Source organism: Bacillus sp. GBSW19 (genome assembly GCF_002998655.1).
In the GTDB taxonomy this organism is placed as follows: domain Bacteria; phylum Bacillota; class Bacilli; order Bacillales; family Bacillaceae; genus Bacillus.
Window position 1 is genome coordinate 494,660 of the sequence record NZ_PVRF01000001.1, and the last position, 22,507, is coordinate 517,166.

A 22,507-nucleotide genomic window follows, 5' to 3' on the forward strand; every position below is an offset into this window, starting at 1 on the left:
AATAATGGCAGATTTCATTGCATAAAACAAAAGAATTATATTATGAACTGATCGGAATGTAAAGCATAAAATCAATCGGTTTCTGATCGAACAGATGCTATAATAAAAGTTCAAATAAGAAATGAGTGTTAAAGTGAGGGACAAGTAAATGGAATATCAATATCCAATGGATGTCGACTGGACGACAGAGGAAAAGATTGCCGTTATTTCGTTTTTTCAAGCTGTTGAAAAAGCCTATGAAAAAGGAATTGCGAAGCAGGAGTTATTAGATACTTATAAACGATTTAAAGAGGTTGTGCCATCAAAAGCAGAGGAAAAGACGCATTGTGCAGCGTTTGAAAAGGAAAGCGGGTATTCTCCTTATCGTACAGTGAAATCTGCAAGAGAGGCAGAAGAGACAGCCGTTATACGTATGTAAGAAAAAACGAGCCTGCATGGGCTCGTTTCAGCGTGTAGACAAACCCTCGCATTCGGTGTCAGTCCTGCGTGCCGGTGCTCCCGAATGTCAAATTCGCTCCGCTCCGGTACTCGTCCTTCCTAGACTGCAAAGGTTTTCTATCACGCTGAAAAGAAGACAAAAGGCTAAAATGAAGATCATTTTAGCCTTTTGTCAACAATCAGAAACGAGCCGCATGGGCTCGTTTTTTTTATACAGATTCTTTTTGTGTAAAGCGGTATAGATAAGTCAACGTGCGGAAGGCATCTTCGATTTTTGATAAGTATTCTTCATTATTCATTTGAACGACTTCTTCTCTAGGCAGCTGAATGCCGCAAAGGAGCTCAGCTTTTTTCACCGTTTGGACACGTTCAAACAGCGTTTTCAGCTGTTCTGCATCAAGCTCGCTGTGACGCATGACATCTGGTTTCATATGATCTTTAGACCAAACAAAATCTTGTGGTATTTTCTTCTGAATGGTATCTAGTTCTTTTTCGAACAGCTGACCATACTCGCCTTTCACAGGAGATTCATAAATGAGCGCAAACCATACAAAGACATGTGTTTTCCACAGCCCAATTTGAAAATGAGGGAGTTTTTTATACCCACGCTTGCTGTTTGCAAAAGCAACCCACGTATCATTTGGCGGATTGACTGATCTTCTAGCATGCTTTGCGACATGTACAAACATTTCGTCTCCTGTAATAGAAGAAAGAAGTGGTGCAAAGTGTTCACCAAGTGCCTCGAGCTTTGGACGGACTCTTTCTTTTAATACGGTCATTCGTTCATCTAAACCGTCAACTGTAAATGTCTCAAAATCTTCATCTCTAAAACGCATTTCACTCATATTATGCCTCCTGTATTCTTTAGCTGATCATATTTTATCATAGCTTGGGTCAAGCTCAAAAAAAGATGCACTGTCAGATCAAAGATTGTAGAGGAAGTAGGACAGCGTTTAAAAACAACGATTTTGTGGTACATAATAAATAGGTAAAGACACAATTTTTAGAATGTCGTTGCGGTTATGCGATCGCTTCATACGATATAAGCAAGAACCAATTCTCTTATCGATTGAATTTTTTATCAATGAAAACTGACAAGGAATGAATCATTCTCTGGAAGGGGCGTTGACCAAATGAAGCAAATCGTGAAGCAGGGGTATAGACAGGAGAAGAAGAATCGCATCGCTGTGTGGAGATTAGAGGTGGATTATGAGCTTTCTACGCTTCATGAAGCCATCGAGCAAAAAGATGACATCCAAATCGAACGCAGCAAACGAAAGCTTGAGCGCCTAAGAAAAGAATGGGAGCAGCTTAAAGGGTAAAACAAGGTGAGGTAAAAACGAACCAATTCATCGGTTCGTTTTTGTATGAAGCTGCTTTTTTCTTGCTTTTACGTACATAATATCAGTATGCTAATACAAATAGGTATTACATAGAAAAGAGGTTTACAGTCTGATGACAAACTGGGTGGAAATTGACCGTCTTGCAAAGCTTTGGGTAAAAGAAGCAGGAAGCCGTATTAAAGCGTCCATGCAGGAAGGTCTATCAATTGAAACAAAATCAAATCCAAATGATCTTGTCACTAATATCGATAAAGAAACAGAACGTTTTTTCATTGGAAAGATACAATCGACATTTTCAGATCATCACATTTTAGGAGAAGAGGGACAAGGGGAAGAGGTGACCTCGCTGGATGGGATTGTGTGGATCATTGATCCAATCGATGGCACAATGAACTTTGTCCATCAAAAACGCAACTTTGCCATTTCCATCGGGATATTTGAAAATGGCATAGGGAAAATCGGTCTCATTTATGACGTCATTCATGACGAGCTTTACCATGCGGTCAAAGGGGAAGGGGCCTATATGAATGATACCCTGCTTCCGCCATTAAAAGATGTAGCGATTGAAAAAGCCATTGTCGGCATTAACCCGACCTGGGCGATCGAAAGCCCTTATTTTGATGCTAAACCGTTTGCCCGTCTCGTGCGTGATGTGAGAGGGACGAGAACGATTGGATCAGCTGCCCTTGAGCTCGCTTATATCGCAAGCGGCAGAAGTGACGCATACGTCACGTTAAGGCTTGCGCCGTGGGATTATGCAGCAGGCTGTGTGATTCTAGATGAAGTAGGGGCTGTCTACTCAAATATACATGGAGAACGCCTAACTTTTCTAGAGAAAAACAGTATAGTCGCCGGAAATCGATCCGTTTGTGAAAAGATTTTACACGATTACATAAAAGGCAGAGGAAATAAAAAATAAACCAAATCACTTCATGAGAATGAAGTGATTTTTTGTGTTTGATGAAACTTTTTGGTAGGAGAAATGTCTATACGAACGAGGCCTTAATTTGATGTAAAGGATTGTGTTTTAATGTTAGATTTGTTTAGTGATTTATCCCTCCATTTTGAAAGATATTTTATTTTAAATGAGTACAGTATCCACATCATTCAATGGTGTGTACTTGGACTATTTGTCCTTTTTATTACACTGCCTATATGGAAAGAAAAGAAAAGTGATTATGTATTTTATGCTGGGCTTGTATTAAGAGTAGTCCTGCTAGGCGGAATGACACTTGAAATGAGCCACCAAGTCCTAGCCAGACAGTATACGATTGAAACATTTGAAGTGCTGACGGATTTCATGCAATTTCTCATCTATGGGTATGTCTTGCTTGCATCACTTTATTATGTGATCTCTCTTCCTTATTTAAAGAATAAAGGCATGTTTTTTGCATTTGATTTATCTGTCTTGCTTCTGCCTTTATGTCAGACAGTGTTTATCCTTTTTGCTGAAAGTAAAAAGTTCTTTCTCAGCGGTGATACAGGGCTAGTATGGAGAGACCTTATCACTGTAGTGATCATGGTTGGCTTTGCCGTTTTGGTACTGTACCTTTTTTTCCGTTTGTTTTGGCAGCAGAAGTGGAAGGAATCGCTGTTGTTTTATGGCCTGATTTTCGCTGCCCTGCTTTATATTTTTTATCCTTCTATCACGAAGTATGAGCTTCAATCTTCATTTAAATCGATTGTGATTTTAGCTGCAGCAGCAGGAAGCTTTATGATGATTTATTTGTTATGTGCTTTACTACGAGACAAGGTGAGGCTAAGGCAGTGGGGTGCTGGGTGTATAGCTGTCTTTTTTCTACTATTACTCAACCCGATCGTTAATATCCCTCATACCATGTTCCAATTCACCAAAACGGAATTGGTCGATACTTTCTCAGAAGAATATCGCCCTTTATCTGCCATAAGTGCAAAAGAACTTGCTTCAAAATTTGTACCAGCTGATCAGAAATTATATTTAAATGCTAGTTCTGAGCCTATTCCTTATCAATATGTGTTTGCAGCTGATCAGTATGAAGTTAACATTTCTGCATTTACGGGCGAATTGAGCGGTTATTCTTATCGAGGCCGTGTAGAGGGGAAGGAACTGACCGATAAAGAATATAGAAAAAAAACAATTGAATTTTTTGAAAGAAGCGGACGGTCAATAGATCTCAATCGCATTCAAGTAGTTGTCAAAAAAGAGGGCGGGGAGACGAGTGTTCTTCTTCTGCCAAAAGTAAAAATGTCTCATAACGAGAGTGAAAGCTTTGCGTTTGCTACTTGGAAAAAGGGGACACTTCGACAAGCGCAATATGGAAATGCCATCTTTAAATTAAAGGATATTGACGGAATCAATATAACGGAAACTGAGATAAAAAACACAATAAACAGTCTGTATCAAAACTTACATCTAAAGCCGCCAGTTTATCAAATCACAGGTATTGATGATTTTTATTTGGATTGGCAGCATGAAGTGAATGTGACAACAAATGATCAATCGGAGTTTCGGTTTAATGGCTCCACAAAAGATGTTATCAATTTAAAGCTGTCTAAATCGCTTCTTCAACAGAAAAAAGGGGAAATCAGCGATGAGAATTTGTTAAAGCTCATAGAGAAAAAGCCAGAAGACGTGAAGAAAAAGACAGGCACTAATGAAACCAAACAGTATACATTTAACCGATCCTCTCATCTACTGCGTGTGTTTAGAGATCATGATGGAATTGAACTGAGGCTGGAACCAGTGTCCTTTATACCGGATGCCGTATCGAATAAAGATCGTGATGAAGTCTATCAACAAGTATTGAAAAGTGAAAAACCATCTATGATTTATAAAAAACAAATAAAACCAGTCAGAATGATCAACGAAGAAGGGGACATGGACATTTCATGGCTTGTCATCATTCAAACCTTCGGATCAAATGAGCGTAAAATCTATGAAGTAAATGGACGAACAAAAGAGGTGCACCGTTTTGACAGATAAAGAAAAACAAGCCATCTTTCAAGACTTATATGAACTGTATCAAGAAGGGGAGCTGGGTGACGAGGCAGCCAGCTGGATGAAGACACATGAACAGCAATTTCAGCATGTTGTCATAGGGAATGAACAGGGTTCAGCGCTGATTGAAGATCAGAATGACTATAATGAGTTAAAGCGCATGAAGGGGTTTATTTACTCGTTATACTTCTTTTTCATTGTCTTATCGATTTGGATGACTGTGTGGTTTTATTTCTAATGTCCAGACCAGCTGATCAAATTGAAAAAATCTATGAAGAATATTTTCAGGAAATCACCAAATATTTATATCGGCGGACAGGAAATATGGAAACGGCCAAGGATCTTGCGCAGGATGTTTTTATGAAGGCTTTACATGGATTATCCTCTTTTAAAGGACACTCTAGTATGAAAACATGGCTTTATACCATTGCTTATCATACATTTGTGAATGACTATCGCCGGAAAATCAAATGGACATTTACGAATGTAGAAGATGTTGATTACTTAGAGCAGCAGTCCTTTATGACACCAGAGGACCACATCGAAACACAAGCTGACATTCAAAGGCTGTGGCATCATATCAATCAGCTGAAGGATTCATACCGAGAGGTCCTCATTTTAAGAGATATTCAGGAATTGTCATATGAAGAAGTAGCTGAAATTTTGAATTGGACTTTATCTAAAGTCAAAACAACCCTTCATCGAGCCAGATTAGAGCTGAAGCGAATGCTACATTGTGAGGAGTTCAATAAATGAGCTGTTATTTGATCGAAGAATTGTTACCACTTTATATAGAGGGAGACACAAGTGCAGAAACCAATAAAATAATAGCCGAGCATCTACAATCTTGCGAGAGCTGCCGGCAACTTTATCAAGAAATGAAAGAACCAATCACTCTTATACAGACACCTGATCGGACGCCATATATAAATGAAAAGGAAGAAAAAAGAAGGTTCGAGAAGCGCTACTATGGCAAGTTAATATTCCGAGCAAGCATCGTGTTTGGTTTAGGGTACGTCATGATGATCATTCTTTATTGGCTGAAATAAAAAACCCCCATCTGGGCGAACCAGATGGGGGGTTTGTGCTTAGCTTAATTTTTCTTTTGCCATTTGAACTGCATCATAGAACGTTTTTAATTGCTCTTGAGGAATTTTCTTCAGCATTTGGTTGAAAACAAGTAATTCAGTAGAGCTGAATCCAAGGCCTTTTGCAATTTTTGAATCAATTACAACGTTTCCTTTTTTGTCTAGAACAAGTGCATCACCAGCAAGATCAGCAAGTCTGATCACTGATTTGAAAAGTTTTTCGAATTTAGCTGCTTCTTCTTTCGTAAGACCAAGTTCAACAGCTTTTGCTGAATCAAAGATCAATTTCCCTTTTTCGTTTTTAGTGATGCTTTCACTGAAAACGATTGTAAGAACAGCTGCGCGATCTAAGAATTTCTCAGCAGTCGCCGCTTCTTCTTCAGTTAGTCCGAGCTCAACAGCTTTTTTCACATCAAATGTGTAGCTGTTGTCTTCTTCAACAAATGAATTGATGAGAATGTTGATGACGCGCTCGTTTTTCTCCAATAATTCTTTAATGATTTGCTGCTGTTCAAAAGGAATCCCTTTGAAAGTTGCAGCACTTGCTTGCCCAGGAGCTACTGTTGTGAAAGTAAGGATGATAGCTAAAGCGAAAAATACAACAGAGCTGAGCGATTTACTCAAAAACTTCTTCATGCTTCTTTTCTCTCCCTTTTCTGTTAAATTTTGTTGCAAGAACAGCATACCATGAGAAACTTTGTGGAAGAATAGGAAAATTGTAACTTTATGTTTGGTTTTGGAGAACTATAAACGTTATTGTCGAAAAATGAAGAGGTTCAGATTGCTTACTTTTGCCAATTCTATATGATATGTTTCGTCTCTACACTCGAGCTTTCATAGGTGATTGGTCTTGTTTTTACTCAAAATAAAAAGCCTTCTACATGTAGAATGTAAAAGGCTTTTGAGGAATTTTATGATTGCACGTTTAATTTTCTTTTTAATGTAAATCCTGTACCCATGAAAATCATGGCGAACATAATACTTAGACAAATACCCAGCACGTTTTTTTCTGCAAGAGATACCCCAATAAACGCCATACTGACAACTGCAAGTAATGCACATAATAATAGAAGCCATTTGATTTGTTTCATTTGTCTCCATCCCTTTTTTTAGAGTTAATATAAGTTTACAGAAAAACGATCGGCATTTAAAGGGGATTGTGATATAATATGAAAGTTATCTAATTATTTTAGGAGATGAAAATGTGAAACTTCGAAAAGATCTTCGCAACATCGCAATTATTGCCCACGTTGACCATGGTAAAACGACGCTTGTTGACCAATTGCTCCATCAAGCTGGTACTTTCCGTGCGAATGAAAATATCGCTGAGAGAGCCATGGATTCAAATGATTTAGAGCGAGAGCGCGGTATTACGATTTTAGCTAAAAATACTGCGATCCATTATAAAGATACACGCATTAATATTTTAGATACACCAGGACACGCCGATTTCGGTGGTGAAGTTGAGCGTATCATGAAAATGGTAGATGGTGTACTTCTCGTTGTGGATGCTTATGAAGGCTGTATGCCTCAAACACGCTTTGTGCTGAAAAAAGCACTTGAGCAAAACTTAACACCAATCGTTGTTGTCAACAAAATTGACCGCGACTTTGCTCGTCCGGCTGAAGTAGTCGATGAAGTAATTGACTTGTTCATTGAATTGGATGCAACAGAAGAACAGCTTGAATTCCCAGTTGTCTATGCATCAGCAATCAATGGTACAGCAAGTAACGATGCGAGCACGCAAGATGAAAACATGGAATCTTTGTTTGAAGCCATTGTTAACCATATCCCTTGCCCAGTTGATAACCATGAAGAGCCGCTTCAATTCCAAGTGGCACTACTTGATTACAATGATTATGTTGGAAGAATCGGGATCGGCCGTGTCTTCAGAGGAACAATGCAAGTAGGACAGCAAGTGGCCTTAATGAAAGTTGACGGCAGTGTGAAACAATTCCGTGTGACAAAGATTTTTGGTTTCCAAGGGTTAAAACGAGTGGAAATCAACGAAGCGAAAGCAGGAGATCTTGTTGCTGTATCGGGAATGGAAGACATCAACGTAGGTGAAACGGTTTGTCCGGTAGAACACCAAGAGGCCCTGCCAATCCTTCGTATTGATGAGCCGACACTTCAAATGACGTTTGTTGTAAACAACAGCCCATTTGCAGGCCGTGAAGGAAAATACGTGACATCACGTAAAATTGAAGAGCGCTTAGAGCAGCAGCTTCAAACAGACGTCAGTCTTCGTGTGGATCCAACTGATTCACCTGATGCTTGGGTTGTATCTGGACGCGGAGAGCTTCACTTATCCATTCTTATTGAGAATATGAGACGTGAAGGATTTGAATTACAAGTATCGAAGCCAGAAGTTATTGTAAAAGAAGTTGATGGTGTTCGATGTGAGCCTGTTGAACGCGTTCAAATTGATGTACCAGAAGAGCACACTGGCTCTATCATGGAATCAATGGGCGCAAGAAAAGGTGAAATGATTGACATGATCAATAATGGTAACGGTCAAGTTCGCCTGATCTTTACAGTGCCATCACGTGGTTTAATCGGATATACAACTGAATTTCTTTCATTAACTCGTGGTTTTGGTATTTTAAACCATACGTTTGACAGCTACCAGCCAATGCAGTCTGGCCAAGTTGGCGGACGCCGTCAAGGTGTACTTGTTTCAATGGAAACAGGTAAAGCGACTGCTTACGGAATCCAAGGCGTTGAAGAGCGCGGTGTGATCTTCGTTGAGCCGGGTACTGAAGTATACCAAGGAATGATTGTTGGTGAGCATAACCGTGAGAACGATCTTGTTGTCAACGTTAGCCGTATGAAACAACAAACAAACGTACGTTCAGCGACGAAAGATCAAACGGTGAGCATGAAGAAACCACGTATTATGTCACTTGAGGAATCTCTTGAGTACTTGAATGAAGACGAATACTGTGAGGTTACACCTGAATCGATTCGTTTAAGAAAGAAAATTTTAGATAAAAACGAACGTGAGAAAGCAGCGAAGAAGAAAAAGCTAGCAGGATTATCGTAATTCCATGAAGAATTAAAAAGATAGAACCCTGAAAGATAAGGGGAGGGAATCTTTTTGAATGATCAGGAAGTAAGTGAAAATCTATCCTTTTTCGCGATGCTGTTTCGTGTCGATGAAAATCCGCAAACAGGGATGTGGCTCCTATATGGTACCATCCTTGTTTTAGCGATTATTGTTTTTAAGCTCGGCTTTGCTAGACGTTTACCGATTTTAAAAGCACTCGTGATTTACTTGTTTTTGATTTTTGGCTGCACGTTTCTCACATTTCTAGGAATCTTTCTGCCAGTAGCGGAAGGCCTAGTCGTGGCAGCTGCCATTTTGATTATTTATAAAATACGGCTGCATCGTGCAAAAAAAGAAGGAACAGTGAATACGTAAAAAAAAGACCTGAACATGTGTCAGGTCTTTTTTATGTCTTTTGTTCTTTTTTTCCTTTTTTCTTCTTTTTCTCTTTCGTCGCAGGATCTTGATAAAGAGAGAATCTGCCAGTTTTGATGCGTGCTTCTGTCTTTACTTTAATGCGTTCCTGACAGTCATCGCACATATATGTATGAATCGGTCGATTTCTTAACCGCTTAGCAACGAGTGTATCATCATCAATTGTTTCAAGCTTCTCACATAATGAGCACTTCACTCTCATCATTTTCACCTCACTTATTGCATTTATTATAGCATGTTTTCCAAGCACTTGAAATCAGCGTAGAAAAAGGCTTATATCACAGGAGATATAAGCCGTTCTCTTTATTTCTTCTGATTCATATGATGGTTTGATTGATCATTTTGATGTTTGTCTAACTGCTTTTGATCGTTTTGTTTGAGCTGATCATTTGGCTCATTCGTCGGGTCTTTTTCGTGACGATCGATTTCATTTCTCGGCATCTCTGGCATCACGCGGCCGACAATGGCAGCTAGTTCATCCATAATCCCACTTACAGGACGGCCTGCTTGTATTTCTTTGCCCATTTCTTTTAACCGGCTGACTGTATCCGGATCAGCGACTACAACAGCATTCGCACCTTCTGGGTCATTTTTCAGCGCTTTTGCAACTGAATATTTAATGGTTTCTACTTTGCTTCTATCTAAATCATCTTTTACATCAATACCAACAACAGCATAGCGGCCGATGACGATCGCCGTTGCATCATTGACATCTGCTACGTTCTCTGTCACTTTGACAAGATGCTGCGCAACATCTGTGGATGACCGGGCTTGATTGGTCTTTTTCTTTGTTGAGTCTGACACCCGTACTACGTGCTGGCGTCCATCTTGCTTGTCCAGTGCTTCTGGCTTTTCCTGCTGCTGGCAAGCGCCCAACAGAATGATGGCTTGAATCATGAATAATTTCATAAATAGTCGCATCTATATTCCCTCCTTCACAAACTGCATGATTTATTTTATTGTTGAATTAACCTTCTAACTTTATTCATGAAAACATATATTTTAACAATCGTTTTGGGAAAGACAAGGATGAATGAAACCCCGATCAGGAGGCGAAGGACCTGAGTAAAATTTATGTATTAGACACAAATGTGTTATTACAGGATCCGAATTCAATCTTTTCATTTGAAGACAACGAGGTCGTCATACCAGCCGTTGTGTTAGAAGAAGTAGACTCGAAAAAGAGATATATGGACGAGGTTGGGCAAAATGCCCGGCGTGTCTCACGCTTAATCGACGGTTTAAGATCGAAAGGGAAACTGCATGAAAAAATTACACTAGAATCAAAAGGGACGCTGCGCATTGAACTGAATCACCGCTCCTTCCATGAGCTTCAAGAAATTTTTATTGAAAAAACGAACGATAATCGGATTTTGGCAGTCGCGAAAAATTTGAGCTTAGAGGAAGAAACAAAGCCTCATGGCCGGCCTGTCATTTTGGTCAGCAAGGATGTGTTAGTGCGGGTAAAGGCAGATGCTATAGGGCTTCAAGCAGAAGACTTCTTAAGTGACCGTGTCCTGCAAAATGAAGACATCGATAATGGCTATCATGAGCTCTACATTCCGACTGAGCAATTGAATACATTTTATAAGCACAATCAATTACCAATAAAAGAGGTCACAAGTGCACCATTTAACCCTCATCAATTTGTCATCATGAAGGGAAATGAAGGCGGTTCTGCTTTAGGAATGCTTGATCAAAAGGCAGAGCATATGAAACGTCTCGTTTATGATCAAGAGTATATTTGGGGAATCCGTCCAAAAAATGTCCAGCAGACGATGGCACTCGAGCTGCTTTTGCGCCGTGACATTCCGCTCGTGACGCTGATCGGAAAAGCAGGGACTGGTAAAACATTGCTTGCACTTGCTGCCGGATTAATGCAGACAGAGGATCTCGGTATGTTTAAAAAGTTGATCGTGGCGCGCTCAATCGTGCCTGTTGGGAAAGACTTAGGCTACTTGCCAGGAGAAAAGGAAGAAAAGCTCAGACCATGGATGCAGCCGATCTATGACAACCTAGAGTTTTTATTTAATACAAAAAAACCAGGTGAGCTTGATGCGATTTTGGCGGGAATTGGATCTATTCAAGTCGAAGCATTAACGTATATCCGGGGAAGAAGTATACCTGATCAATTTATCATCATTGATGAGGCACAGAATTTAACAAAGCACGAGGTGAAAACATTATTAACGCGAGTCGGAGAAGGAAGTAAAATTGTGCTGATGGGAGATCCAGAGCAGATTGATCATCCTTATTTAGACAGCTTAAATAATGGGCTTACGTATGTGATCGAGCGGTTCAAAGGACAGCAAATCTCTGGACATGTCAAGCTTGTCAAAGGAGAAAGGTCTGGACTTGCACAGCTTGCCGCTGATTTGCTATAGTCCAGACCCTCTGACTTTATGTAATCATCAGCTCTTTGACACCTTTTATCGGCTGAGTGAGGTTGGACTGATCCGCGAAATAGACGTGGATTGGTCCTTCTTCTGTGATTGGCTTACCATTTTGACTGAAATGAGCAATGCTCTCCATTGCCTGAGAAAGCGGCACAGCAATTGTACCTGTTTCTGTGACAAATTCGCATGTATCCGCATGTTCAAGCGGCTCAGCATTTTTTAGCATATCGCCAAGCTTCATCCCGAAGCTGCCTGTGACGAGTCTTTCCTTTTCGTACTTCTTCTCTGTTTTTAACGTGGGTGGAAGTGTTTGACCTTCTCTTATGACCCGCTCTTGGTCAAGCTCCTGATCTAGCTGATTCTCTTCACTTTCTGCACTTTTTTCAAAGAATGAATCCATTAAAAATTTACGGTCATCAAAAATCCATACACTTGGATCAATGGTGATCTTGTACTGTACGTTCCCCTTGATTTGAATGATGCTCATGTTCAAGACAACCCCTTTCCAACATAAATTATAGAAGTTTTCCCCCGCTTTGTCACTTTCATAAACATGCGTCTCCTTGTACACACTAATCTTACATGAAGGATAGGGAGGATATTAGGCATGGCATGTCGCGACAATGAAGAGCTTCAGCGATTTGTAGAAGAAGCAAAAAAAGTGGCCAAAGATGGTCAAGTAGCATCCTATATTCCCGCACTCGGCAAAGCGGATCAGACGGATTTATCTGTGGCTGTGTATCATGTGAGTAATACGTGCCACTCGGCAGGAGATGTAGATAAACGGTTTACTCTTCAAAGCATTTCAAAAGTATTAGCACTTGCGCTCGTGCTCTCAGAAGAAGGACCAAAAAAAGTATTTCAATTTGTTGGACAAGAACCAACAGGTGACCCGTTTAATTCGATGATCAAACTGGAAACAGCGAGCCCGAATAAACCGCTGAATCCAATGATTAATGCAGGGGCGCTCGCAGTCACGAGTTTAATCAGAGGAGCGACTCCGCAAGATCAGCTGAGCCGTTTGCTTGGCTTCATTAGAGAGCTGGCAAATGACAAAAGCATTACATACTGCAAAGAAACAGCTGCCTCCGAATTTGAGACATCCATGATTAACCGGGCGATGTGCTATTATATGAAGCAATATCATATTATTAGAGGGAACGTAGAAGAAGTCATGGACGTCTATACGAAACAATGTGCCATCATGATGAATAGCTTGGATTTGGCGAAAATTGCTTGTGTTTTTTCATTAGACGGCAGACATCCAGAGACGGGTAAGCAGATTCTTTCGAAAGATGTCGCTAGAATTTGTAAAACCTTTATGGTGACGTGCGGCATGTACAATGCGAGCGGAGAATTTGCCATTAACATCGGAATTCCTGCTAAAAGCGGTGTCTCAGGCGGGATTATGGGGGCGGCACCATATGATTTCGGGATCGGTATCTTCGGTCCAGCTCTGGATGAAAAAGGGAATAGTATTGCTGGGATTAAGCTGCTTGAGCTGATGAGTGAAAAATATGAGATGAGTATCTTTTAATGAAGGAAGGCTTCTTTTTATTTTTACAAAGCGAACTGTACAAATCTGCTTGCAATTTTGGGCGTTTCGCTTTATGATAAATAGAAGAATTAGGTACTCGCCTGGGGAACGGAGGGATACTTTTGGCGTCAGAAATTTTAGTCGATCATCGGCAAAAAGCACTGGCTTTATTAAAATTGGATGCAGATAAAATTTTAAAATTGATCCAAGTGCAAATGGACAACTTAACGATGCCGCAATGTCCTCTTTATGAAGAGGTTTTAGATACTCAAATGTTCGGATTATCGAGAGAAATTGATTTTGCTGTCCGGCTTGGATTAGTTGATCAACATGAAGGTAAGAAACTACTCGATAAACTTGAGAGAGAGCTTTCCGCACTTCATGATGCGTTCACAAAAAAATAATGATTGAAAACTCAAACTTCCTCAACATAAGTTTGAGTTTTTTTGTCCTCTATTTTCTTTTCATTGATTGATGTCAAACGGACTTGATTCTTTCATGAATGACGAACAATATAAAAGAGGTAAAACGAGATCAAACGGAGAAAATGTAGTAGAATAAAAACAGCTAAGAGGATATCAAGCAGTAGAAACAGACGTTAGGAAGAGGATTATATGTTAAAGAGAATGCTAAAATCGTATGACTACTCATTATTGTTCGCCATTATTTTAATTAGCGCATTCGGTTTGGTCATGGTGTATAGCTCAAGTATGATTACATCTGTGATCAGATACGATGCCGCACCAGATAATTTTTTTAAGAAACAGCTTTTATTTATGATCGTTGGAGCGGTCATCTTGTTCTTTACAGCACTAGTTCCATATCAGCTGTTTTCAAATAAGAAATTCCAGATCGGTATGCTGCTGCTATCAGTGTTTTCACTCATCTATGTGTACTTTGGCGGTCATATTGCAGGGAACGCAAGAAGCTGGATCAAAATAGGCCCATTTAGTCTTCAGCCAGCGGAATTTGTGAAGATTGTCGTCATTATCTATCTTGCTGCTGTGTATGCAAAAAAGCAGCATTATATTGATCATATTTTAAGAGGAGTCACACCTCCCATCGTGATTGTCTCGATCTTATGCGGATTTATCATTTTGCAGCCAGACTATGGGACAGCCTTTATCATTGGAATGATTGCCCTTGCGATGATTTTATGCTCAGGCTTTAGCGGGAAAACACTTGCGAAGCTGCTGGCGCTATTTAGTGCCGTGATGGTCGTCGTGACCCCATTTATTATTCTTTTTTGGGATAAAATTTTCACGCAAAATCGTCTCGGGCGTTTTGAGAGTTTCCAAGATCCATTTAAAGATGCAGGGGCGACTGGACATCAATTGATTAATTCCTATTATGCTATTGGATCAGGCGGCTTTTTTGGACTGGGTCTCGGAGAAAGCGTTCAAAAGTACGGATATCTTCCAGAGCCGCATACAGATTTTATCATGGCGATCATTTCAGAAGAGCTTGGCTTTTTCGGTGTATTTTTTGTTCTCGCTCTCCTTGGCTTCATCGTCGTGAAAGGTTTTTATATTGCAAGAAAGTGTGAAGATCCATTTGGAAGTTTGCTTGCAATAGGAATTTCCTCCATGATTGCCATCCAAACATGCATTAATTTAGGCGGTGTTTCAGGTCTGATTCCGATTACAGGGGTCACACTTCCATTTATCAGCTACGGGGGATCGTCCATCATTTTACTTAGCGGCTGTATGGGAATATTGCTGAATATCAGCATGTTTACTGAATATAAAGAGCGTTACAAAAAGAAAAAATCAATGAGCAAGCCATCAGTTCAAAAAAATGGATTGCAGAAAACTTTGAATCTTTAGAAAACAAAAGTGTACAGTTTTCATTTCTTCCTTTATTATAGAGTACATATAAAATTTTAAGGGATATGGAGGAGTGAGAAATGTCACAGAGAACAATTCAAAAGGTTCTAGTTGCAAACAGAGGGGAAATTGCTATCAGAGTCTTCAGGGCCTGTACGGAGCTCAATTTACGTACAGTGGCCATTTATTCCAAAGAAGACTCGGGCTCTTATCATCGCTATAAAGCAGATGAAGCATATCTAGTTGGAGAAGGGAAAAAACCGATTGATGCCTACCTTGATATCGAGGGGATCATCGAAATTGCAAAACGAAATGACGTGGATGCGATCCATCCAGGTTACGGATTTTTATCTGAAAATATTCATTTTGCAAGACGATGCGAAGAGGAAGGCATTCAATTTATCGGTCCAACTTCTCAGCATTTAGATATGTTTGGAGATAAAGTAAAGGCAAGAGATGAAGCGAAAAAAGCTGGAATTCCAGTCATTCCAGGAAGTGACGGACCAGTTGATTCGGTCAAAGAAGTCGAAAAATTCGGTGAAGAATACGGTTACCCGTTTATTATTAAAGCTTCACTAGGCGGCGGCGGCCGAGGTATGCGGATTGTCAGAACGAAAGAGGAGCTAAAGGAAGCCTATGACCGTGCGAAGTCAGAGGCAAAAGCTGCTTTTGGAAATGACGAAGTATACGTTGAAAAACTGATTGAAAATCCGAAACATATTGAGGTGCAGGTGATTGGTGACAATCACGGCAATATCATTCATTTATATGAGCGTGACTGCTCTGTTCAAAGGCGGCATCAAAAGGTCATTGAAGTGGCGCCAAGTGTGTCTCTTACAGATCAACTGCGTGAAGATATTTGCGAAGCGGCTGTTCAGTTGGCCCAGAATGTATCGTATATTAATGCAGGGACTGTAGAATTCCTTGTCGCAAATGGAGAGTTTTACTTTATTGAAGTCAATCCAAGGGTACAGGTAGAACACACGATCACTGAAATGATCACAGGTGTCGATATCGTCCAAACCCAAATTCTTGTCGCAAAGGGTCATGGCCTTCACAGCAAGGAAGTCGGTATACCAAAGCAAGAAGATATTTTTACACATGGCTTTGCCATTCAATCAAGGGTCACAACAGAAGATCCTTTAAATGATTTTATGCCAGACACAGGAAAAATTATGGCCTACCGTTCAGGCGGGGGATTTGGTGTACGACTTGATACAGGGAACAGCTTTCAAGGTGCAGTCATTACACCTTATTACGATTCACTATTGGTCAAGCTGTCCACATGGGCGCTCACATTTGACCAAGCGGCTGCTAAAATGGTCCGAAATTTACAGGAATTCAGGATTCGCGGGATTAAAACAAACATTCCGTTTCTTGAAAACGTGGCAAAGCATGAGAAGTTTCTAAAAGGGGAATACGATACGTCGTTTATCGATTCAACGCCAGAGCTATTTAATTTCCCTAAGCAAAAAGACCGTGGAACGAAGATGCTGACTTATATTGGTAACGTGACCATTAATGGATTCCCTGGTATAGCGGAGAAAAAGAAGCCTCATTTTGACAAGCCAATTGTACCGAAGCTTCCTCTTCATCAAGAGATTCCGTCTGGGACAAAACAATTGTTAGACACACATGGACCTGAGGGCCTTGCCAATTGGGTGAAAGAACAAAATAGCGTCCTTTTAACAGATACAACCTTTAGGGATGCGCATCAGTCTCTGCTTGCGACACGCTTCAGAACACATGATTTAAAGAAAGTTGCCCAGCCAACAGCAGGTTTATGGCCAGAGCTGTTTAGTATGGAAATGTGGGGCGGTGCTACATTTGATGTTGCGTACCGTTTCTTAAAAGAAGATCCTTGGGAACGATTAAAAGAGCTTCGCCAAGAAGTGCCAAACACGTTGTTCCAAATGCTTTTAAGATCATCAAACGCTGTCGGATATACAAACTATGCGGATAATGTGATTAAAGCATTTGTAAAGGAGTCGGCCGAAGCAGGCATTGACGTCTTCCGTATTTTCGATAGCTTAAACTGGGTCAAAGGCATGACGCTTGCCATTGATTCTGTTCGTGAATCAGGCAAAGTGGCAGAGGCAGCCATTTGTTATACGGGGGACATTCTTGATCCATCTCGTCCGAAATATGATCTTGAGTATTATGTATCTCTTGCGAAAGAGCTTGAATCTGCCGGTGCACATATTTTAGGTATTAAAGATATGGCGGGATTATTAAAGCCGCAGGCAGCTTATGAGTTAGTCTCTGCTTTAAAAGATGAGCTCACGATCCCTATCCATCTTCATACGCATGATACGAGTGGAAATGGACTGTTCACCTATGCAAGAGCGATTGATGCAGGCGTTGATATTGTGGATGTGGCCGTCAGCTCTATGGCCGGACTCACATCGCAGCCAAGTGCAAGCTCACTGTACTATGCTTTAGATGGGCATGAAAGAAAGCCAGACATGAACGTCCAATCTGTCGAACACCTTTCTCAATACTGGGATTCTGTCAGAAAATACTATCGTGAATTCGAAAGCGGCATGAACTCACCTCATACAGAAATTTATGAGCATGAAATGCCTGGCGGTCAGTATAGTAACTTGCAGCAGCAGGCGAAAGGTGTTGGCCTTGGCGACCGCTGGAACGAAGTAAAAGAAATGTACAGACGTGTGAATGACATGTTTGGTGATATTGTGAAGGTCACACCTTCCTCTAAAGTAGTTGGAGACATGGCACTTTATATGGTGCAAAATGATTTAACAGAGGAAGATGTCTATGAAAAAGGAGCAACATTAGACTTCCCGGATTCTGTTGTGGAATTATTTAAAGGCTATTTAGGCCAGCCGCATGGCGGATTCCCTGAAAAATTACAAAAGCTGATTTTAAAAGGAGAAGAACCGCTCACTGTCAGACCTGGTGAGAAGCTGAAGCCAGTGGACTTTGAAGCTATTCAGCAGCAGTTCAAAGAATCTCATGACCTGACGCTGACAGAGCAAGACGCGATTGCGTATGCCTTATATCCAAAAGTCTTTTCTGAATTTGTCCAAACAGCAGAAAGCTATGGGGACATCTCTGTTCTTGACACTCCAACGTTCTTCTATGGGATGAGGCTCGGTGAAGAGATTGAGGTAGAAATCGAAAAAGGAAAAACCCTGATTGTCAAACTCGTGTCGATTGGAGAACCGAATCCAGATGCCACAAGAGTTCTTTACTTTGAGCTAAATGGACAGCCGCGTGAAGTGGTGATTAAGGATGAAAGCATCAAATCCTCCGTTCAAGAAAAAATGAAGGCGGACCGTTCAAATCCAAATCACATTGCCGCATCAATGCCAGGCACTGTCATCAAAGTGCTCGTGGAAAAAGGACAGAAAATCTCGCAAGGTGAGCATTTGATGATCAATGAAGCCATGAAAATGGAAACGACTGTACAAGCGCCATTCACTGCGGTCGTAGATGAAATACATGTGACAAATGGAGAACCGATTCAAACCGGTGATCTGCTGATTGTGTTAAAGCCTGAATAATAAGTGAGACACATCCGTCGTGATGTGTCTTTTTTTGAGCGCATTAAAATGTGCAGCAGCCTGCGAGAGTAATTACACTATAGAGTGAGGTGAAGAAAGTTGGAAATTGTCGTGATTTGGTTTCGCCGAGATATGCGATTGGATGATCATATCGCCTTATCAAAAGCGATCACATATGCAAAAAAACACGAGTACAAATTATTGGCTCTTTATCATCTAGATCCATTTTTTACTGAAATGGAACTGGATATAAACAACGAACATTTCTTTCAAAACTTGGCGCATTTCGTCAAGGAAGCAAGAGAATCTCAAGTGTATGTTCACCTTCTCCATGATGATGTCCTGCGCGTCTTTCAACAGGTCATGGATGTGTATGACATCAAAGCCGTCTTTTTTAATGAAGATGAAGTGGGTATCGGCCAAAGGCGTGACCAGCAAGTAACCGATTTTTTAGAAAAGAAGGGCATTCATGTGTCAACGTGGCAAGATACACACCTTCACGGGGCGCGAGATATTTTAAAAGCAGATGGGTCACATTATCAAGTGTTTACCCCATACTATCAATCATGGCGTAAGCAAGAAAAGCAGCCTGTGATAAAAGTTGACAAATCATTTTTCAGCAGTGAGCATACGATTTGTGATGAGTCACTTTCGCAAAAAGGAAATGACAAACTGCGAGACTTGTTAAAGGGCTGCTCAAGGAAGTTTGATCAAATCGGCTCAGACAAAGCGATGAACACGCTGCATCACTTTATCCAAAAAAGATTAACGCGTTATCATGAGAAACGAGATATTCCGTCTCTTTTTGGAACGAGCAAGCTGTCGCGTTTCTTAAAAACAGGCACTATTTCGATCCGAACGATTTTTCATGCGATGTATGAAGAAGCACTATTTGAAGACGAGGGCAGAGAGACCTTTATCAAAGAGCTGGCATGGCGCGATTTTTACCATATGATTTATGCACATTATCCAGAGATGAAAGAAAAAGAAATCAATTCGGCGTTTCAAGGAATGAAATGGAATGAAGATGAGGCGCTGTTTGAAGCTTGGTGTAAAGGGGAAACAGGCTTTCCGCTCGTTGATGCAGGGATGAGACAGTTAAATGAGGAGGGCTGGATGCATAACCGCTTGCGAATGGTCACAGCCTCATTTTTAACAAAGGATTATTTGATTGATTGGAGAAAGGGCGAAGCGTATTTTGCAAAAAAACTTGTGGATTATGATGAGGCGTCAAATATCGGAGGATTTCAGTGGGCTGCCTCTGTCGGGACAGATGCCGTGCCGTACTTCCGTATTTTTAACCCAACGACCCAGTCGAAGCGATTTGATCCGAGCGGGGAATATATTAGAAGATATGTACCAGAGCTAGAGCATGTCGATGAAAAATGGATTCATGAACCAAGTAAAATGCCGATTGATGAGCAATTGAAATCGGGATGTGTGCTAGGTGATACATATCCGCTGCCTACAGTTGATCATCAGGAAAGACGCAAAAAAGCCATTTCGCTATTTGAAGAAGCAAAACAACAATAAAACAAATCCCCCATTCCGCATGAAAGGGGGATACAAATTCTTATTTGAATGGTTCTTTGCTTTCATATTTAAACCGGGCAATGAGTAAGCAGAAGTAACAAAGTATCCCAAACAAACCGGAAATAAAGAATGAATGAGCCAGCGCGTAACCAAGTGCAAGCTGAGAATAAACAGACATCACACCTGAAATGGCTTGAAGTGTAATCAGAATGGCTGAAATAATCCATCCATAATACAGCTGCTTCTGTTCTTTATAATGTTTCATGGCATGGAACATCGCAACAAATATCCAGACGAATAAAAGAAGTGCTGCTGCTCGGTGAGACATTTGCACCCACTGATTAAAGTACGCTGGAAGTGCACCGTCTTTTGAACAAAACGGGAAGACAGAACAAGCAAGGCTTGACTTTGTATGCCTCACATAAGCACCCGTATACACCACGATATACGTATAGGTGATCAAACCATAAATATGGAACTGCATTTTTTTGCCGATATGAAGCGGCTTCACAAGCTTTGTTTCAGATCTGGTTGCTTCAAATACAAGAAGCGCAAGCAGTAACACTGAAGCAAAAGAAATGAGTGAAATACCGAAGTGCAGTGCCATCACAAGGGCGTTAGAACCAAACACGACGGCTAGAGCTCCTAAAAGCGCTTGAAGCAGTAAGAATATAATCGACATGATGACCAAAAATTTGGTTTCACGGAATACTGGACTAATCTTTTTCCAGCATAAGACCGCCAGTGCCAGAACAAGAATGGTGGAAACCCCTGTTGACATGCGGTGACTCCATTCGATGATGGAAGCAGGGTTCATTTCAGGGAAGAAACGTCCGTGGCAAAGGGGCCACTGCCGGCCGCAGCCAAGACCCGAGCCGGTTTTCGTCACAAGCGCACCGCCAATCAAAACGATCAGCATCACAAACGTTGTGATCACGCTCAATAACCTTAAAGCAAATTTCATCAAATTATTTCACCTTCTCTAAAAAACTTCTGATCTAAATGAAAAACCTCATATGCTCTCAAGTTTAAGCCAAATGCGTGTTCTGTTGCAATTCATAATGACCAAAGTTCACAAAAAAATGATATGTTAGTTCACAAAGTTTACAGATTTAGAGTGCTTGATCTTTCTTTGACAGTCTGATAGAAATAGAGGAGAGAATATTTCATTTTGCACCGCCTTCTGAAACACACATAAATCCTTATAAATTCACGAAAAGTTCACAAATAACTTCAAGATTGTCGTTTATTATTTAATAGGATGTTTTTTTACAGCTGTTTATCTTGTATGATAGAGTTGTAACGAATTTACGTTTCATTTGTTCGTTTGAAGGTTTGGGCAAGGGAGGTTATACACATTGGCAAATTCCAAAACAGCCGCGGAAGCAGCTATTCATGGACAAATAGAAGAAACAACAGCTTGGAAAGATTTTCTTGCTCTGATTAAAATGGGCATCGTCAATTCCAACTTCATTACAACATTTACTGGAATGTGGCTTGCTTTTTATTTTACAGGTATGAGTTTCCTTGGGAATCTTGATATTGTGCTGTTAACAATGATTGGTTCTTCTCTTATTATTGCCGGTTCATGCGCCATTAATAATGCGTTTGACCGTGATATTGATATATTAATGGAAAGAACAAAAACAAGACCGACGGTTACAGGTAAGATTCAGCCGGGGCAAGCGTATGCATTTGGTATTTTGCTTGTTGTACTTGGACTCATCATGCTTCTGATGACAACCATAACATCAGCAGTGATTGGTTTTATCGGAGTCTTTACTTATGCAGTTCTTTACACCATGTGGTCTAAACGTCATTACACCATCAATACCGTTATTGGAAGTGTATCTGGTGCGGTGCCGCCATTAATCGGCTGGACAGCTGTCACAGGTACAATTGACACAACGGCTTGGGTTTTGTTTATGATTATGTTCATTTGGCAAATCCCTCACTTCCTGTCACTTGCGATTAAGAAAACGGAAGATTACCGTAAGGCAGGTATTCCAATGCTGCCAGTCGTTTATGGCTTTGAAGTCACGAAACGCCAAATTATCATTTGGACAGCATGTCTTCTTCCACTTCCATTTTTCTTAGGTGGATTAGGATGGCCGATTGTCGCACTTGGCACATTGCTGAATATTGGATGGCTCGTCATTGGCCTTATGGGCTTTAAAATGAAAGACGTCATGAAGTGGTCAACGCTCATGTTCGTTTATTCATTAAACTACTTAACCATCTTTTTCGTCGCGATGATTATCATTACACTATTCTAGAGTAAAATACACTTTGATCACATCAAAACAATGGCTATATCTTATAACACAACATTTTCTAACAACTATGAAAGCCGCCTGATAT

Annotated in this window: 23 protein-coding genes; 16 read left to right on the forward strand and 7 right to left on the reverse strand. The window is 40.6% G+C overall.

The genetic code is table 11. The annotated features are described in order from the left end of the window. Positions 1 to 148: 148 nt before the first annotated feature. The gene (locus tag C6344_RS02650) at positions 149 to 418 is read left to right on the forward strand and encodes a UPF0223 family protein (RefSeq protein WP_060596166.1); all 270 of its coding nucleotides are present in this window, start codon (positions 149 to 151) and stop codon (positions 416 to 418) included. 229 nt (positions 419 to 647) lie between these two features. Here the strand turns inward: C6344_RS02650 and C6344_RS02660 are convergent, their stop codons facing one another. Then, on the reverse strand, positions 648 to 1,283 hold the full coding sequence (locus tag C6344_RS02660; protein WP_060596167.1) for a DUF1054 domain-containing protein: 636 nt from the start codon (positions 1,281 to 1,283) through the stop codon (positions 648 to 650). A 288-nt stretch (positions 1,284 to 1,571) separates the two neighbouring features. On the opposite strand from C6344_RS02660, the gene C6344_RS02665 reads away from it, so the two are divergent. From C6344_RS02665 to C6344_RS02690, 6 genes are all read left to right on the forward strand, one after another. Further along, positions 1,572 to 1,760: a hypothetical protein gene (locus C6344_RS02665; protein WP_003211901.1), complete on the forward strand. Its 189-nt coding sequence runs from the start codon at positions 1,572 to 1,574 to the stop codon at positions 1,758 to 1,760. Positions 1,761 to 1,893: 133 nt separating this feature from the next. After that, on the forward strand, positions 1,894 to 2,700 hold the full coding sequence (locus C6344_RS02670) for an inositol monophosphatase family protein (RefSeq protein ID WP_106072697.1): 807 nt from the start codon (positions 1,894 to 1,896) through the stop codon (positions 2,698 to 2,700). A 111-nt stretch (positions 2,701 to 2,811) separates the two neighbouring features. Next, positions 2,812 to 4,743, forward strand: a complete 1,932-nt coding sequence (locus C6344_RS02675) for a hypothetical protein (protein ID WP_106030792.1) — start codon at positions 2,812 to 2,814, stop codon at positions 4,741 to 4,743. After that, positions 4,733 to 4,996 (forward strand): hypothetical protein, encoded by a 264-nt coding sequence (locus C6344_RS02680; protein WP_060596169.1) that lies wholly within the window; start codon positions 4,733 to 4,735, stop codon positions 4,994 to 4,996. The genes C6344_RS02675 and C6344_RS02680 overlap by 11 nt, the downstream gene beginning before the upstream one ends. Continuing rightward, positions 4,996 to 5,514 carry a sigma-70 family RNA polymerase sigma factor gene (locus C6344_RS02685; RefSeq protein WP_060596398.1) on the forward strand — a complete coding sequence of 173 codons (519 nt, stop codon included), beginning with the start codon at positions 4,996 to 4,998 and terminating at the stop codon, positions 5,512 to 5,514. The genes C6344_RS02680 and C6344_RS02685 overlap by 1 nt, the downstream gene beginning before the upstream one ends. Next, the gene (locus tag C6344_RS02690) at positions 5,511 to 5,807 is read left to right on the forward strand and encodes an anti-sigma factor family protein (protein WP_060596170.1); all 297 of its coding nucleotides are present in this window, start codon (positions 5,511 to 5,513) and stop codon (positions 5,805 to 5,807) included. Before C6344_RS02685 ends, C6344_RS02690 begins: the two co-directional genes overlap by 4 nt. Before the next feature lie 39 nt (positions 5,808 to 5,846). Here the strand turns inward: C6344_RS02690 and C6344_RS02695 are convergent, their stop codons facing one another. Beyond that, positions 5,847 to 6,482, reverse strand: coding sequence for a hypothetical protein (locus tag C6344_RS02695; RefSeq protein ID WP_066030952.1), 636 nt, complete (start codon positions 6,480 to 6,482; stop codon positions 5,847 to 5,849). Positions 6,483 to 6,757: 275 nt separating this feature from the next. Further along, positions 6,758 to 6,937, reverse strand: a complete 180-nt coding sequence (locus tag C6344_RS02700; protein ID WP_034662648.1) for a DUF5325 family protein — start codon at positions 6,935 to 6,937, stop codon at positions 6,758 to 6,760. A gap of 113 nt (positions 6,938 to 7,050) precedes the next feature. Here C6344_RS02700 and typA point away from each other — a divergent pair, with 113 nt between their 5' ends. Together typA and C6344_RS02710 are read left to right on the forward strand one after the other, a co-directional pair. Next, complete coding sequence (gene typA / locus C6344_RS02705) at positions 7,051 to 8,889, forward strand: translational GTPase TypA (protein ID WP_106036759.1); 1,839 nt, start codon at positions 7,051 to 7,053, stop codon at positions 8,887 to 8,889. 96 nt (positions 8,890 to 8,985) lie between these two features. Next, a complete protein-coding gene (locus tag C6344_RS02710) occupies positions 8,986 to 9,267 on the forward strand; it encodes a YlaH-like family protein (RefSeq protein ID WP_044334035.1) in 282 nt (93 codons plus the stop codon). Positions 9,268 to 9,298: 31 nt separating this feature from the next. On the opposite strand, the gene C6344_RS02715 is transcribed toward C6344_RS02710, so the two are convergent. Both C6344_RS02715 and C6344_RS02720 read right to left on the reverse strand, forming a co-directional pair. Then, a complete protein-coding gene (locus C6344_RS02715; protein ID WP_012009835.1) occupies positions 9,299 to 9,529 on the reverse strand; it encodes a YlaI family protein in 231 nt (76 codons plus the stop codon). Positions 9,530 to 9,630: 101 nt separating this feature from the next. Then, on the reverse strand, positions 9,631 to 10,248 hold the full coding sequence (locus C6344_RS02720; protein ID WP_106072698.1) for a YhcN/YlaJ family sporulation lipoprotein: 618 nt from the start codon (positions 10,246 to 10,248) through the stop codon (positions 9,631 to 9,633). Between the two features lie 140 nt (positions 10,249 to 10,388). Between C6344_RS02720 and C6344_RS02725 the strand changes: the two genes are divergently transcribed. Then, on the forward strand, positions 10,389 to 11,711 hold the full coding sequence (locus C6344_RS02725; RefSeq protein ID WP_106036760.1) for a PhoH family protein: 1,323 nt from the start codon (positions 10,389 to 10,391) through the stop codon (positions 11,709 to 11,711). Between the two features lie 16 nt (positions 11,712 to 11,727). On the opposite strand, the gene C6344_RS02730 is transcribed toward C6344_RS02725, so the two are convergent. Continuing rightward, on the reverse strand, positions 11,728 to 12,210 hold the full coding sequence (locus tag C6344_RS02730) for a hypothetical protein (RefSeq protein WP_034662633.1): 483 nt from the start codon (positions 12,208 to 12,210) through the stop codon (positions 11,728 to 11,730). A 120-nt stretch (positions 12,211 to 12,330) separates the two neighbouring features. On the opposite strand from C6344_RS02730, the gene glsA reads away from it, so the two are divergent. The 5 genes from glsA (at position 12,331) to C6344_RS02755 (ending at position 20,146) form a co-directional block, all read left to right on the forward strand. Beyond that, on the forward strand, positions 12,331 to 13,260 hold the full coding sequence (gene glsA / locus C6344_RS02735; protein WP_034662630.1) for a glutaminase A: 930 nt from the start codon (positions 12,331 to 12,333) through the stop codon (positions 13,258 to 13,260). Between the two features lie 122 nt (positions 13,261 to 13,382). After that, positions 13,383 to 13,664 carry an Fpa/YlaN family protein gene (locus C6344_RS02740; protein ID WP_003212509.1) on the forward strand — a complete coding sequence of 94 codons (282 nt, stop codon included), beginning with the start codon at positions 13,383 to 13,385 and terminating at the stop codon, positions 13,662 to 13,664. Positions 13,665 to 13,874: 210 nt separating this feature from the next. Then, positions 13,875 to 15,086: a putative lipid II flippase FtsW gene (gene ftsW, locus C6344_RS02745; protein ID WP_034662626.1), complete on the forward strand. Its 1,212-nt coding sequence runs from the start codon at positions 13,875 to 13,877 to the stop codon at positions 15,084 to 15,086. Between the two features lie 80 nt (positions 15,087 to 15,166). Next, complete coding sequence (gene pyc / locus C6344_RS02750) at positions 15,167 to 18,613, forward strand: pyruvate carboxylase (RefSeq protein ID WP_106072699.1); 3,447 nt, start codon at positions 15,167 to 15,169, stop codon at positions 18,611 to 18,613. Between the two features lie 99 nt (positions 18,614 to 18,712). Continuing rightward, positions 18,713 to 20,146 carry a cryptochrome/photolyase family protein gene (locus C6344_RS02755; protein ID WP_106072700.1) on the forward strand — a complete coding sequence of 478 codons (1,434 nt, stop codon included), beginning with the start codon at positions 18,713 to 18,715 and terminating at the stop codon, positions 20,144 to 20,146. 40 nt (positions 20,147 to 20,186) lie between these two features. Here the strand turns inward: C6344_RS02755 and C6344_RS02760 are convergent, their stop codons facing one another. Beyond that, complete coding sequence (locus C6344_RS02760) at positions 20,187 to 21,110, reverse strand: COX15/CtaA family protein (protein ID WP_060596176.1); 924 nt, start codon at positions 21,108 to 21,110, stop codon at positions 20,187 to 20,189. Between the two features lie 394 nt (positions 21,111 to 21,504). On the opposite strand from C6344_RS02760, the gene cyoE reads away from it, so the two are divergent. After that, positions 21,505 to 22,422 (forward strand): heme o synthase, encoded by a 918-nt coding sequence (gene cyoE / locus C6344_RS02765; protein ID WP_003211774.1) that lies wholly within the window; start codon positions 21,505 to 21,507, stop codon positions 22,420 to 22,422. Positions 22,423 to 22,507 lie beyond the last annotated feature (85 nt).

Excerpts from the sequence above, each read along its gene's own strand:
- C6344_RS02650 (WP_060596166.1), top strand. The coding sequence starts at position 149 with ATGGAATATCAATATCCAATGGATGTCGACTGGACGACAGAGGAAAAG.
- C6344_RS02660 (WP_060596167.1), bottom strand. The coding sequence starts at position 1,283 with ATGAGTGAAATGCGTTTTAGAGATGAAGATTTTGAGACATTTACAGTT.
- C6344_RS02665 (WP_003211901.1), top strand. The coding sequence starts at position 1,572 with ATGAAGCAAATCGTGAAGCAGGGGTATAGACAGGAGAAGAAGAATCGC.
- C6344_RS02670 (WP_106072697.1), top strand. The coding sequence starts at position 1,894 with ATGACAAACTGGGTGGAAATTGACCGTCTTGCAAAGCTTTGGGTAAAA.
- C6344_RS02675 (WP_106030792.1), top strand. The coding sequence starts at position 2,812 with ATGTTAGATTTGTTTAGTGATTTATCCCTCCATTTTGAAAGATATTTT.
- C6344_RS02685 (WP_060596398.1), top strand. The coding sequence starts at position 4,996 with ATGTCCAGACCAGCTGATCAAATTGAAAAAATCTATGAAGAATATTTT.
- C6344_RS02690 (WP_060596170.1), top strand. The coding sequence starts at position 5,511 with ATGAGCTGTTATTTGATCGAAGAATTGTTACCACTTTATATAGAGGGA.
- C6344_RS02695 (WP_066030952.1), bottom strand. The coding sequence starts at position 6,482 with ATGAAGAAGTTTTTGAGTAAATCGCTCAGCTCTGTTGTATTTTTCGCT.
- C6344_RS02700 (WP_034662648.1), bottom strand. The coding sequence starts at position 6,937 with ATGAAACAAATCAAATGGCTTCTATTATTATGTGCATTACTTGCAGTT.
- C6344_RS02710 (WP_044334035.1), top strand. The coding sequence starts at position 8,986 with ATGCTGTTTCGTGTCGATGAAAATCCGCAAACAGGGATGTGGCTCCTA.
- C6344_RS02715 (WP_012009835.1), bottom strand. The coding sequence starts at position 9,529 with ATGAGAGTGAAGTGCTCATTATGTGAGAAGCTTGAAACAATTGATGAT.
- C6344_RS02720 (WP_106072698.1), bottom strand. The coding sequence starts at position 10,248 with ATGCGACTATTTATGAAATTATTCATGATTCAAGCCATCATTCTGTTG.
- C6344_RS02730 (WP_034662633.1), bottom strand. The coding sequence starts at position 12,210 with ATGAGCATCATTCAAATCAAGGGGAACGTACAGTACAAGATCACCATT.
- glsA (WP_034662630.1), top strand. The coding sequence starts at position 12,331 with ATGGCATGTCGCGACAATGAAGAGCTTCAGCGATTTGTAGAAGAAGCA.
- ftsW (WP_034662626.1), top strand. The coding sequence starts at position 13,875 with ATGTTAAAGAGAATGCTAAAATCGTATGACTACTCATTATTGTTCGCC.
- pyc (WP_106072699.1), top strand. The coding sequence starts at position 15,167 with ATGTCACAGAGAACAATTCAAAAGGTTCTAGTTGCAAACAGAGGGGAA.
- C6344_RS02760 (WP_060596176.1), bottom strand. The coding sequence starts at position 21,110 with ATGAAATTTGCTTTAAGGTTATTGAGCGTGATCACAACGTTTGTGATG.